Consider the following 12,816-nt stretch of genomic DNA (forward strand, 5'->3'; position numbering starts at 1 on the left):
ACCAGAGGAGTGAGCCCGTGCGTCTGGTGCTGACGCTGGTGGTGGTCGGGGTGTTCGGCTTCGCTGCCGGTCTGTTCCTGTTCAAGGTGAAGTCGCGGTGGTGTCCGCAGTGCGGCGCCCGGTTCCGATGCCCGGACTGTCGCGGTCGTGTTCCGCACCCGTATCTGCGGAACAGCCGTAACCGATGGTCGTGATCTTTTCCACCTCCCCTTCTGGTCCATGGTGGCGGAGGTGGAAGTGGGGGCGGGTGCGCCGCGCGGTTGAGGTTCAAAATTGGTCAATGATCCGGACCACGCAGCCGCCGGATTGGTTCGCGTTACTCAGGACGTGATGAGGGAGTTCGAGATGACTCCACGTCGCCTCTTCGATGCGCTCGACACCAGGTGCCTCAAAGGGTCACGTCCCTGAACCACCGCGGAGCACCCCGGCGAACTCCTTGCGCAGCGTCGGCAGGTCGACCGGGTGGCCGGCCAACTCGGCGCACAGGTCGGCAAGTGGCCACGACGTGTACGCCCCGAACCGGGCGGCGTAGATCGCCACCGTGTCCAACGCGAACGAATCGGAGTAGTCGAGCAGGACGTACCCGAGCAACTGGTCCAGCTCCGGCCGCTCCAGGGCCGCGAACCGGGTGCCGTCCGCACGCCGCTTCCCCTGCGTGGCCTTGAAGTCCACAAGCGTGCCACCGACGATCAGGTCGGCGTCGGCGTGGAGGTCGGCACTGCCGTCGAACGTCGACCCGGTCACCACCTGTCCGACCGGCAACGACGGCAACAGCCGCTCCACCGCGAGGTCCCGCATCGCGATCAGGTCGGCGACCTCGTCGTTGGTGGCCAGTGCGAGCAGATCCACAGACCGGCTCTCCGGGTCGAGCGACATCAATCGGGAGCCGTCGATCCGGGCCGCCCGGTACAGCTCGACCAGCAGCGCCAGCGCGTACGACACCCGGGCCCACCACTCGTCGGACCGGTCGCCGAGCGAGGCCGGCTGGACCGGGCCAGGATTGCCCGCCGCGTCGAGCGCACCCAACTCCCGCAGCAGCTCGACACCGGCGCGGCGGCCGGGTGCCCGGCGGAGCCGCAAGCCTTTCGCGGCCAGGCTCACCGACGGCGCCGGGTCGACCAGAAACCGCAGCCACCAGTCGATGGCCGCGCCCTGCGTGCCCAGCGCGACCGTCGAGGCCGGCAGCACCCGGGCTGGTCCGATCCCCTCCCGGTAGTCCGCCTGCACGTCCTGGTGGTGCGGGAACGTCGCCCGTAGCCACCGGGTCACCGGACTCCGGGCGTTCTTCACCTCGCTGGTCAGGACGGACACGGGTCGAACCTCCGAGGCGGGCCGATTCTGGTCGTTTCCCGACGCGGGGTGCGCCGGCCGGCGAAGCGTAGGTGGAACCTGCGCGACGTGTTGTCGTGAAACCGACTCATGACGTTTGGTCGTACGCCCCCCTGTCCGTCCGGCCGATCCTCGCCGCGCCGCCGGGGCATGGCCGGCGGATGGCGGGGGAAACGGATACCGGCACGGACGGATCACGGACGACGTCCGACGACCCGGGCGGCCGGTGACGGGTGGCCCGGACGACTCGGCGCGGAGGTGGGGGCGATGGGGGCGAGCGGACGTCGGATGGACGGCGAGGGAAACCCGGTCGGTCAGGAGCGTGGTCCGGAGTCGGTCCGCCCGTGGGGGACCACCGGCGGAACCGTCGACCGGGATCCGCCCTGGGGCGCCGGTGAGGATTCGCCGCTGGACGAGGGAAGCGAACAGGCCGGCCTGCCGCCCGCCCGACGCGGCGAACGCCGGGCCGGACCGGAGGGGGCCGGGATGCCGGGGGTCGACGGCGAGCCACCGGAGGGTCCGCTGCCGTGGTCACCGGAGTCCGGTCGGCACGGCTTCGGATCGGTCGAACCGAGCAGGGTGCCGGAGGCCGGACCTGGCGGCGCCCCGCCCGACCCGGCGCCGGCCCGTAACCCGTTCCCGGACGACAGCGGGCTCGACGACCTGCGGGGCAGCCCGCTGGAGGAGCAGACCGGGATGCGGTCCGAAGGCGTCTCCCGACGCGAGTAGTCGGCACCACGACGGGTGACAGGGTGGGACCCGGCAGCGGGGATCTTGCGCTCGTCTGCCATCCTCGGGGCGGTGACGACCGGCCACCCGACCAGCCACCGCCCCCGCCGTCGTGTCCGTAGCCGTACGGTGCGCGTCGTGCTCGTCGTGGTCGCGGCCGTGGCCGTGCTCGCGGTTGTCGCCGCCACCGTGGTGCTGGTGCAGCTGCTGCGCCCGGCCGGACCACGTCCGCTCTTCCAACTCCCCGTCGCCTGCGGTGAGACCTGGCAGCTCGGCACCTATCCGGGCCACGACGACTACGACGTCGACCTGTTCCCGACCAGGGGCGAGGCGTGGGGCCGGCCGGTGCTCGCGTCGTACGCCGGCGAGGTCACCGTGGCGGGGATCAACGGCTCGCTGGGTGGCCGTACGCCCGACAACCCGGAGGGCCCGCGCGGTCGTGGCGGTGGCTACTGGGTGAAGATCGACCACGGGGGTCGGTGGGAGACGCAGTACCTGCACCTGCTCGAACCGCCGCTGGTCCGGGTCGGCCAGCGGGTCGAGCAGGGCGAACAGATCGGCAAGGTCGGCAGCACCGGCAACTCCGGGGCTCCGCACCTGCACTACGAGCAGCGTCGGCGCTGGGAGAAGGTGGAGGCCCACTTCGACGGCGAACCGTCCGGTATCACCCACGACGACCGTGAGTACACGGTCACCCGCAAGAGCAACAACTGCCCGGCCGGCTGACCGGGGCCGGCGCCAGCGCCGACCAGCTCGGCTCGTCCGCCCAGATCGAGGCCGGGTCGACGTACGGACGCAGCAGTCCGACCAGCTCCGGATCGCCGCGACGATTGAGCGTGTCCGAGGCGATCCGCCGGGCCGTCCCGGCGAGGAAGTCGGCGACCTGCACCCGGGGATCCAGGTGTGACTCGACAAACGTCAGCCCGGCCAGCCGACCTGCCGGCGCCAGGCCGGGCACGGTGGACAGCCGCGCCCGACCCGGCCCGCCGGTCAGCGGCCCGGAACCCGGCCCGCCGAACAGCTGTCGGAGCTGCCCGACGTGCTCTGCGGTCAACGCCGTCTGGATGTCGTGGACGATCGAAACCGGCACACCGTCGGCACCCCAGTAGGCGACGGCCGACACGATCGCCGGGATGATCGGGTTCAGCGCCGGCGCGCTACCCGGTCGGTCGAGCAGACCCTCCAGCACCGACTCCAACCGGGCCCGGGCCTTGGGCAGCAGCCCGAGGATCTCCTCGGCCGGCCCCGCCGACCGGCCCCGCAGGTCGTTCACCACCTGGTAGAAGTCGTCGACCGAGAGCCAGACGCCCCGACGGTTCCTCGGCCGCAGCAGATAGTTGAACGCCTCCAGGAAGCCGTTCCACCGGTCGCGGGGGAACCCGCGCCGGCCCTCCCGGTAGAGCGTCACCGCCATGATCCACGCCTCCCGGCCCTGGCACAGCCCCAGGCTCGCGGCGTGGTCGGCGTCGTCGACCAGCAGGTCGACAATCCGGCGTACGACGAAGAACTCCTTGTCGGTCAGGTGGACCCGGGCCTGCCCGAGGATCGGACCCGACGGCCCGAACAGCCAGACCAGGGTTCGGCGGTTCTTCTCCCGGAGCAGGTGGTTCGCCTTGTACTCGGTCGCCGGGGAGCGGATCTGTCGCCGCAGTTCCTGAACGCACTCCGCCGCCACCTCGGTCGGCAGCCGTACGCTGGCGTGCGCGAACACGTCCGTCACGCCACCGACGAGCCGCTCGCCCTCCGAACCGGACTCGTCGCAGGCAAGGTCCACCGGTCCAGCCTGGTACCCGCGTCACCTCCGGGGCAACCGGGAATCGGCCGTCCACCCCGGCGGAAGGTCGCGCGGGGTCGCCGTCACCGGTCCGGCAGCGGACGGTTGGTGTAGACGGTGATGCCGTACCCGGTGGCGTGCCGCAACCAGCCGACGGCGTCGTAGAACGCGGCGGTGCCGGCGATCCCGGGGACGGTGAGCAGCCAGGCCGGGTGGTCCGCCACCAACGCGTCGAGCAGTCGGCGACCGAGCCCGCCCCGCCGCGCCGACGGGAGTACGGCCAGTTCGGCGACCTCGAGTGCACCGGAGAGCGCCTCGGCGGCCGGGCCCAGGAGGCGGCGTACCTGACCGTAGGCGCGGTCGTCGGGGAACGGGTCCGGCGTGGTGAGCCCGAGCGCGAAACCGGTGAGCGCGCTGTCCTGCCCGGCCAGGACGGCGGTGAAGCCGGGCTGCTCCACCCAGAGGGCCAGCAGTTCGGCGAACCGGACGGCCCGGGCGGGCGGCTCGTTCCACGGCGGCGCGCAGAACACCGCCCGGTACGTCTCGACCAACTGGTCGCGTACCGCCCACGCCGACCCGCCGTCGATGGTCCGTACCCCGGTCCCGGCGCCGGCCGGGGTGCCCGGACCGCCCGGCGCGGCGCCGTGCGGGGCGGCGCCGTGCGGGGCCGCCCCGGCGGTGGGTGCCGGGGGTGGCGTCGGTCCCGGATCCGAGGCGCCCATGGTCGGGCAGCTTACCGTCTACACACGACGGTCAGCTGTACCGGGCGACGGCGTCCCGGACACTCTCGGCGTTGCGGCGCAGCTCCTCGGCGACCGCCGTGAAGACCTGCTGGGCCGGCTGGTTGTCGGCGTAGATCTTCTGCAGCCCGCCGTAGATCGCCTTGTTCGCGTTCGGCACCAGCAGTCGTACCTGGTCCTGCGCCCGGGTCTTCGGCAACTGCTCCACCGCGACCCGGTAGCCGGGCCGTTCGGCGAAGAGTTGCCGTAGCTGTGGAGTCTGCTGGGCGGCCTTCGTCGACGGCAGGTAGCCGGTGTCGATCGACCACTGTGCGACGTTCTCCGGTCGGGCGGCGAACCGGACGAAGGCGAACGCGGCCTCCTTGCGCTCCTTCGGCGCGCCGGCCAGCATCGCCAGCCCGCCGCCACCGGTCGGGCAACCGAACGCCTTCTGCTCGGGCAGGAACGCAGCGCCGAAGGAGAACTTCGCCTCCCTGGTCAGCGCCGTCATCACCCCGGTGGACTCCTGCAGCGTCGCGATCAGCTGGTTGGTGAAGTCGACCCGGGGGCTCTCCGCCAGGTAGGCGAGCCTGTCCTGGTGGATCAGCCGCCGCTGCCACTCGCCGGCCTCGACCGCCCCGCCGGTGTCGATCGCGACCTCCATCCCCCGGGAGTAGTTGCCGCCCCACTGCCACACCGCGCCCTGGAACATCCAGTCACCGTCGACCCGGGGGTACGCGTGCAGCCGGGGCGCCCGGCCCCCGACGGTCAGCTTCCGCAGCTCCGGCGCCCACTCCCGCAGCTCGTCCCAGGTCTTCGGACCCCGGTCCGGCAGTCCGGCCTTCGCGAACATGTCCCGGTTGTAGTAGAACAGCGGCGTACTGCGGCCGAACGGCACCCACCACACCTCGCCCCGGACCGTGCCCTCGCTGATCAGCGAGTCGACGTACTCGGTGGGGGAGAAACCGTCGGTGAAGTAGCCGGTCAACGGCTCCAGGGTCTGGTTGAGGTGGAACCGGTGCCAGGAGACCTCGGAGAAGATGCACAGTTCCGGGATCTGTCGGGCCTGCAGACCGGCGGCGAGCTTCTGGGCCACCTCGTCGTACGTGCCCTGGAACTGTGCCTCCAGGTAGACGTCCTGCTGGGACTCGTTGAACCTGCCGACGAGTCGGTTGAACGCCTCGCCGGTGACACCGGTGTACGGGTACCAGATCACCACTCGTTGCCGTTTGCGGTACTGCGCCGGGACGTCGCCCTTCGGCTGGCTGTACTGGCCGCTGCCGCCACCGCCGCCACAGCCGAGCGGGGTCAGTGCGAGCGCGGTGCCGCCGGCGAGGCCGAGCAGACGACGGCGGGACAGGGGGACGGACATGGTTTCCTCCGGGGGCTCAAGACATGATCAGGACGTCAGCCCTTGACCGCGCCCTGGGTGAGGCCGGCGACGATGTGTCGTTGGGCGACGAAGAAGACGGCGAGTACGGGTAGGACGACGAACACCGTGGCGGCCATGACCGCGCCCCAGTTGACGTACCCGTCGGCCTGTTTGAGCATCAGCAGGCCGACCGGCAGGGTCCGCATCGTGTCGGTGTTGGTGACGATGAGCGGCCAGATGAAGTCGTTCCACTTGCCGACCAGCGACACGATGGTCACGGTGATCAGCATCGGTCGGGACAGCGGCAGGACGACCCGGTAGAGGATCCGCAGGTGGCCGGCGCCGTCGGCCCGGGCCGCCTCGACGATCTCGGTGGGGATGGTCAGCATGTGCTGGCGCAGCAGGAACGCACCGAACGCGCTGGCCGCGCCGGGGATGATGATGCCCTGGTAGGTGTTGATCCAGCCCAGGTCGGCGACGGTCAGGTAGTTGGCCAACAGGGTGACGTGTCCGGGCACCATCAGCGCGCTGAGCAGCACCGCGAACAGCACCCGCTTGCCGGGGAACCGCAGGTAGACGAAGGCGTACGCGGTGAGGACCGCGTTGGTCACCTCGAGCAGGGTGCCGGCGGCGGTGGTGACCGCCGAGTTGACGAAGAAGTCCGCGAACGGTGCGGCCCGCCACGCCTCCGGATAGTTGTCCCACCGCAGGCTGCCGGGCCACCAGACCGGCGGGAACGTGTAGATGTCGGCGGACTGCTTCAACGAGGAGGTGAACAGCCAGTACAGCGGCCCGACCATGAGCACGCCGAGCAGGGCGAGCAGGAGGTGGAGGCCGAACCGGCGCAGCCGAGTGGTCACCGGTAGTGCACCTTCCGTTCGAGGTAGCGGGTCTGCAGCAGGGTGACCACGAGCAGGATCGCGAACATCACCATCGCCCCGGAGGCGGCCGGGCCGGCCTGGAAGTCGCTGAATCCCTTGTCGTAGACGTACCAGGAGAGGATGGTCGTCGCCCCGCCCGGGCCACCGTCGGTCATCACCGCGATCACGTCGAACGCCTGGAACGACGAGATGATCGTGGTCACCGTCAGGAAGAACGTCACCGGGGAGAGCAGCGGCAGGGTGATCCGGCGGAACACCCGCCACGGGCCGGCACCGTCCAGCGCCGCCGACTCGTACAGGTCCTTCGGCAGGTTCTGCAGACCGGCGAGGTAGACGATGGCGCAGAAACCGATATTCTTCCACAGGTAGACGACGATGATCGCCGGCAGGGCCCGGTCCGAGTCGGTGAGCCAGGCGGGTGAGTCCGCCCCGACCAGCTCGAACAGGAACCGGGACAGTCCGTAGTTGGGGTCGAAGATGAACAGCCAGGCGAGTCCGACCGCCGCGCCGGAGAGCACGTGCGGGGCGAAGACCATCGTCCGGACCAGCCCCCGACCGCGGAGCCGCTGGTTGAGCAGGACCGCCACGGCCAGGCCGAGCAGCAGGCTGCCTCCGACCACCCCGACCATGAAGTACGCCGTGGTGCGCAGCACTCCGGGGAACTCGCCGCCGGTGAGGAGGTCGACGTAGTTGTCCAGCCCGACGAAGCGCTTGACCGGCGCGATCATGTCCCACTCGGTCAGGCTCAGGTAGGCGTTGTACACGACCGGCCAGTACGAGAAGACGCCGAGCAGCAGGAAGTTGGGTGCCACCAGGGCCAGGAAGAGGGCGTACTCCCGCAGCCGGCGACGGTGTCGGGCGCGGCGTCCGGTGCGTGTGGTGCGGGGGTTGCCCGGCGCCGTCCCGGCGCGGCCCGTCCCGGCGCGGCCCGTCCCGGCACTGCCCGATCCGGCACTGTCCGATTCGGCACTGTCCGATCCGGTGCGGGGCAGCGCGGTGTCGTCGGCCGGCAGCACCGCCTCGCTGGCTGGCACCTCCGTCACCTCCCCGGTCTCCGTCGGTTCACTCGCCGGCCGCGACGGGCGCGGCCAGCCGGAGCAGAGCGTCGATGTCGTCGCTGACGATGCCGTCCACGCCGTAGGCGTACGCGGCGGCCAGGTCCGCCTCGGCGGCGAGCGGGCCGACCCAGACCCGGTAGCCGCGCTCCCGCATCGCGGGCACCCCGCAGGCGTCGGCGACCCGCCACCGCGGACCGAAGTACTGCGGACGCATCGCGTCGAGCAGGTCCTCCGACGGCGGGACCGGCTCGGTCCAGTCCAGTCCGATCAGCGCGTCGGGCTCGGCGGTACGCAGCCGGACCAGGGCTTCCCGGCCGCCCTGCCGGGCCGCGACGAAGATGGCCCGGTCGAAGGCGTCGCCGTGTCGGCGTAGTTCGCGTACCGCGGGTTCGATCACGTCGTCGGTCTTCAGGTCGACCAGGAACGTCGTCTCCGGAAAGGCGACGAGTAGTTCGTCCAGGGTGGGCACCTGCTGGTCGTCGGCGCCGGCGGCCCGTACCTCGTCGAGGGTCAGGTCGGCGATCGCCGCCGGTACGCCCCAGAGCCGGTCCAGCCGGGCGTCGTGCAGTAGGGCGATCCGTCCGTCCCGGGTGAGCCGCAGGTCGAACTCGAGGGTGTTCGCGCCCTTCGCCGCCGCCGACCGGAAGGCGGGCATGGTGTTCTCGCGGTGGGCGAGCGGGTCCCCGCGGTGCGCGATCGTCAGGAACAAAACGCCTCCTCGTGCGATCGGAGACGGTCGAGCCGTTTTAACGCCCGAAACCGTTGCTATCACGGATGGAGTTAACACAGACAGCCGGTAGTTAACACGATCGACACTGACGGGGCAAGTGCTACGGCCGGGCGGTAGAGCAGGAGAAAGTGGAGCGAGTACCGAGCGTGTGCCGGACACTGGGTGCGACGCGACGGCGGGCGGTCCACCGGTCATGGCACCGTGATGTTAAGAAACGGCCATCGGGCGTTAAGAATCTGCCGCGTCGGGCCCTGGTGGCCGGGCCACGGTCATCCGCCCGGACGGGCGTCCCTCGGCAACTGCCCGGCGTACCGACCGCTGGGCCGGAACCGGCTGGGGCGGTCGGTGTACTCCTCCAGGGCGTGCGCGAGCCAACCGGCCGTCCGGGCGACCGCGAAGACCGCCTCGCCCGCGTCCAGGTCCATCCGGTACCGCAGCGCGAGCGCGGCGACCGCGAAGTCCACGTTGGGCAGCTTGCCGGAACGACGGGTGACCGTCGTGGCCACCTCGGCGACGACCTCGCCGGTCGGGTCGCTGTCATCCCCGCCCGGGGGCCGCGTCGGCCCGCGATGCTTGTCGACGTCCGGGGTGGCCCGGAGAAGGTCGAGCAGGATGGCCGCTCGGGGGTCGCCCGCCGGATACAGCGGATGCCCGAAGCCGGGGACCCAGCCCTCGGCACGCAGCCGGTCGGAGACCGTGCCGACCGGATCGCCGGAGCGGACCGCCTCGGCCAGCATCCGGTAGGTCAGCCCGCTCGCCCCGCCGTGCAGCGGCCCGTCCATCGCGGCCAGTCCGGCGCCGACCACCGCGTACGGGTGTGCCCGGGTCGACGCGGCCACCCGCGCCGCGAGGGTCGAGGCGGCGATGTCGTGGTCGGCCAGCACGACAAGGGCGGCGTTGAGCGCGGCGACCCCCGCCGGGGTCGGCTCGACCGGGCTGAGCCGCCGCCACAGCGCGCAGGCGAGCGGAAACCGCGTCGCCGGGTCGGCCCCGGACACCCGTACCGGCAGGGCCGCGACCATGGTGTCCAGCATCGTCCGGCCGGTCGACACGACGGCCGCGTCGGTCGTGTCGAACCGCAGCCGGTCCGCCGCACCGGCGGCCGCGACGATGAGTCGGAGTCGGTCGGCCAGCCGCGCGGTCGGCGGCAGCGGCCCGGTCACCGCCGTGGCGAGCCGGCGCAGCCCGTCGTCCGGGGTCAGCGGAACGTGTCGCAGTTCGCCGCTCCACAACAGCGTGACGACGGACTCGAACGACTCGGTACGCGCCAGCACTCCGACGGCGTGCCCCCGGTAGAACAGGGCGTCGTCGGTGATCAGGGTGATCCCGGTGTGGATCGCCGGGGCGTCGGGAACGGACCGGGACCGGCGTCGCCCCGCCGCGAAGGCCAGTACGTCCGACTCGGCGAAGAGGCTCGCCTTGCCGTCGCCGTTGCGTCGGCTGGCCAGCAGCCCACGGCTGACGTAGGCGTACACCGTCTCCTTTTTCACGCCCAGCCGGCGGGCGACCTCCTCGGTGGTCAGCAGCCGGTCCTCGGTCATGTGGCCATGATCCCATGTTGACTGAATCAACGTTGACAGGGTTGACGCCGGGACCGGACATTGAGCCGATGCTGAACGTGAACCCAGGACTTGCCGGCGTGGTGGCCTTCGACACCGAGATCGCCGAACCGGACCGCGACGGCGGCTTCCTGCGCTACCGCGGTGTCAACGTGGAGGACCTGATCGGCCGGGCCGGCTTCGCCGACGTGTGGGGCCTGCTGGTCGACGGCGACTTCCGCCACGGCCTGCCCGCCGCCGAGCCGTTCCCGGTGCCGGTGCACTCCGGTGACATCCGGGTGGACGTGCAGGCGGCGACGGCGATGATGTCGCCGTACTGGGGACTGCGACCCTTGATCGACATCAGTGACGGGCAGGCCCGCGAGGACCTGGCGCGGACCTCGGTGATGATGCTGTCGTTCGTCGCCCAGGCCGCCCGTGGGGCACGGCTGCCCGCCGTACCGCAGCGGCTGATCGACGAGGGCCGGAACATCACCGAACGCTTCATGATTCGTTGGCAGGGCGAACCGGACCCGCGTCAGGTCGAGGCGATCGACCGGTACTGGACCTGCGCGGCCGAGCACGGGATGAACGCCTCGACGTTCACCGGCCGGGTGGTGGCCAGCACCGGCGCGGACGTCGCGGCCTGCCTCTCCGCGGCCGTCGCGTCGATGTCCGGCCCGCTGCACGGCGGCGCCCCGGCCCGGGCGCTCGGCATGGTCGAGGCGGTGGAGAAGCGTGGCGACGCGCGCGGTTACGTCCGGGAGGTGCTGGACAGCGGGCGTCGGCTGATGGGTTTCGGGCATCCGATCTACCGCGCCGAGGATCCGCGGGCCCGCATCCTGCGTACGGCGGCCCGGGAGCTCGGCGCTCCCCGCTACCAGGCGGCCCTCGCCTTGGAGGAGGCGGCGCTGGCCGAGCTGCGGGAGCGCAAGCCGGACCGGGTGCTGGAGACCAACGTCGAGTTCTGGGCCGCGGTCGTGCTGGACTTCGCCGGGGTGCCGGCGGAACTCTTCACCCCGCTGTTCACCTGCGCCCGGACCGCCGGGTGGAGCGCGCACATCCTGGAACAGAAGCGGCTTGGCAAGATCATCCGCCCGTCGGCGGACTACGTCGGGGTGCCCGACCGGGAGCCCGGGCAGCTGCCCGGCTGGGACCGGGTCCTGGCCGCCCGCTGACCCGACACCGGTCCGCCGCCACGGCCGGCCCGGATGATCCCGGCCGGCCGTGGTGTCGCCGGGACCCGCGGTCGTCCCCGGTGCCTCAGATCCGGGTGACCCGGACCGCGTCGGCGATGACGTAGCCGGTGCCGGTGGTCCACCGGCTCACCCCGACCCGGTCACCGTCCCCGGCGGGCAGGGTGAAGACGCCGAGCGGGACCCAGCGTCCGCCACCGGTCCGCTGGTCCACCCGTACCGTCTGGTTGCCGGTGGTGGTGGCGACGACGTACGGCGTCGCGTCGTTGTAGCCGGCGTTCGCGGCGTACCAGACCGAGACCTCGTAGCGGGCGGTCTCCGGGATGTCCAGCCGGAACCAGGCGACGTCGCTGGCGGCGACGGGCTCGGCGAACCGGTAGTCGGCGCCGTGGCGCTGGTCGGAGTAGGTCGAGGTACCCCAGTTCGTACTGGCGGTGAACCGTCCGGCGGTGGTGTTGTCGACGGTGCTGCTCCAGGTCGGCGGTGGCTGGCCGGTGCCGGGGGCGACGTCGAGGTAGTTGCGGTCGATCCGCATCCGCACCCCGCCCCAGGTCTCGTAGACGTCGCCGGCGTACTGGTGCAGCCGCTGGTGGTCGTCGTAGTACTCCGCCGGGCAGTACGGGCCGGCGTCCAGGTCGGCCACGTCGTTCCACCAGGCGAACCAGAGGTGGTCGACCCGGGTGTACGCCGGGTCGTGGTACGCGGCGCACAGGTCCTGCACGCCGGACGAGCCACTGGAGTACATGCCCGAGAGGTAGCCGAGGGTGTGCAGCCGTTCCGTCCAGCCGGAGAGGTACGACAGCACGGCGGCCCGACACGACGCGTTCGACGGGTAGTGCTCGATGTCGTTGTAGATCGTGCTGCCGGCGGGAATGCCCAGCGCCTGGGCGGCACTCACCGCGGCGGTCGCCCGGCTCGTGCCCTGGGAGCGGGCCACCGCCGGGTCGCCGGACATCTTCGGTGTCCGGGTGCCGCACGGGGCCTGGTAGTCGAGCTCGATCGGGATCAGGCGCCAGCCGTTGCTGGTCTGGTTGCTGACCCAGGTCGCGGTCAGGTTCGGCTGGGCGCACGAGCGGCTGGCACCGCTGATGTAGATGCCGACCGCCCGGTACGGGGAACTCGCCCGCCAGGCGTTCATCGTGGCCTGGGCGGGCGCGGCGCAGGTGTCGAAGCCCCGGCCGACGAAGGTGCCGGGCTGGGGGCCGACCGCCGCGGCGGACGCCCCGGATGCGTCGGCTGCCACGCCGGTCGCGGCCACCGGCGTCGCGGGCGTGCCGTCGGTGATCGTCGGCGAGGCGGTCGCCACGGCCGAACCGGTGAGCAGGGTCGCCAGGCCGGCCAGAGCTGCCATCATCCCTTTCACCCGAGCCTCCCTCAGAAGGTAATTTTCATACGGACCGGATGATTGGAAGCTTTCTATCACGCATCGACGGTTGCCGCTAGCTGTCGTTGGCAACGGGGACGGAAACGGCCCGGCCGCCGCCCGCGTC

The 12,816-nt window shown here is 71.6% G+C and carries 12 protein-coding genes; 3 read left to right on the top strand and 9 right to left on the bottom strand.

What is annotated here, in order from left to right; genetic code table 11:
• Positions 1–396: 396 nt before the first annotated feature.
• Positions 397–1,311 (bottom strand): hypothetical protein, encoded by a 915-nt coding sequence (locus ABGB21_RS29160; RefSeq protein WP_347657544.1) that lies wholly within the window; start codon positions 1,309–1,311, stop codon positions 397–399.
• Positions 1,312–1,596: 285 nt separating this feature from the next.
• On the opposite strand from ABGB21_RS29160, the gene ABGB21_RS29165 reads away from it, so the two are divergent.
• The gene (locus ABGB21_RS29165; protein WP_347657543.1) at positions 1,597–2,058 is read left to right on the top strand and encodes a hypothetical protein; all 462 of its coding nucleotides are present in this window, start codon (positions 1,597–1,599) and stop codon (positions 2,056–2,058) included.
• A 72-nt stretch (positions 2,059–2,130) separates the two neighbouring features.
• Positions 2,131–2,784, top strand: a complete 654-nt coding sequence (locus ABGB21_RS29170; protein ID WP_347657542.1) for a M23 family metallopeptidase — start codon at positions 2,131–2,133, stop codon at positions 2,782–2,784.
• Here the strand turns inward: ABGB21_RS29170 and ABGB21_RS29175 are convergent.
• From ABGB21_RS29175 to ABGB21_RS29205, 7 genes are all read right to left on the bottom strand, one after another.
• A complete protein-coding gene (locus tag ABGB21_RS29175) occupies positions 2,750–3,832 on the bottom strand; it encodes a hypothetical protein (protein ID WP_347680489.1) in 1,083 nt (360 codons plus the stop codon). The two genes, ABGB21_RS29170 and ABGB21_RS29175, sit on opposite strands and share 35 nt — an antisense overlap.
• Positions 3,833–3,915: 83 nt before the next feature.
• The gene (locus ABGB21_RS29180; RefSeq protein ID WP_347680491.1) at positions 3,916–4,554 is read right to left on the bottom strand and encodes a GNAT family N-acetyltransferase; all 639 of its coding nucleotides are present in this window, start codon (positions 4,552–4,554) and stop codon (positions 3,916–3,918) included.
• A 31-nt stretch (positions 4,555–4,585) separates the two neighbouring features.
• The gene (locus ABGB21_RS29185) at positions 4,586–5,923 is read right to left on the bottom strand and encodes an ABC transporter substrate-binding protein (RefSeq protein WP_347657539.1); all 1,338 of its coding nucleotides are present in this window, start codon (positions 5,921–5,923) and stop codon (positions 4,586–4,588) included.
• Between the two features lie 35 nt (positions 5,924–5,958).
• A complete protein-coding gene (locus ABGB21_RS29190; RefSeq protein WP_347680493.1) occupies positions 5,959–6,783 on the bottom strand; it encodes a carbohydrate ABC transporter permease in 825 nt (274 codons plus the stop codon).
• A complete protein-coding gene (locus ABGB21_RS29195; protein ID WP_347680495.1) occupies positions 6,780–7,847 on the bottom strand; it encodes a sugar ABC transporter permease in 1,068 nt (355 codons plus the stop codon). Before ABGB21_RS29195 ends, ABGB21_RS29190 begins: the two co-directional genes overlap by 4 nt.
• A gap of 19 nt (positions 7,848–7,866) precedes the next feature.
• Positions 7,867–8,571 (bottom strand): glycerophosphodiester phosphodiesterase family protein, encoded by a 705-nt coding sequence (locus ABGB21_RS29200; RefSeq protein ID WP_347680497.1) that lies wholly within the window; start codon positions 8,569–8,571, stop codon positions 7,867–7,869.
• Between the two features lie 290 nt (positions 8,572–8,861).
• Positions 8,862–10,133, bottom strand: a complete 1,272-nt coding sequence (locus ABGB21_RS29205) for a citrate synthase (RefSeq protein WP_347657535.1) — start codon at positions 10,131–10,133, stop codon at positions 8,862–8,864.
• A gap of 68 nt (positions 10,134–10,201) precedes the next feature.
• Between ABGB21_RS29205 and ABGB21_RS29210 the strand changes: the two genes are divergently transcribed.
• Complete coding sequence (locus ABGB21_RS29210; protein WP_347657534.1) at positions 10,202–11,308, top strand: citrate synthase 2; 1,107 nt, start codon at positions 10,202–10,204, stop codon at positions 11,306–11,308.
• A gap of 85 nt (positions 11,309–11,393) precedes the next feature.
• On the opposite strand, the gene ABGB21_RS29215 is transcribed toward ABGB21_RS29210, so the two are convergent.
• The gene (locus ABGB21_RS29215) at positions 11,394–12,680 is read right to left on the bottom strand and encodes a glycoside hydrolase domain-containing protein (RefSeq protein ID WP_347680501.1); all 1,287 of its coding nucleotides are present in this window, start codon (positions 12,678–12,680) and stop codon (positions 11,394–11,396) included.
• Between the last annotated feature and the right edge of the window lie 136 nt (positions 12,681–12,816).

Origin of the sequence: Plantactinospora sp. B24E8, from assembly GCF_039871735.1 — a bacterium.
Taxonomy (GTDB): Bacteria; Actinomycetota; Actinomycetes; order Mycobacteriales; family Micromonosporaceae; genus Plantactinospora.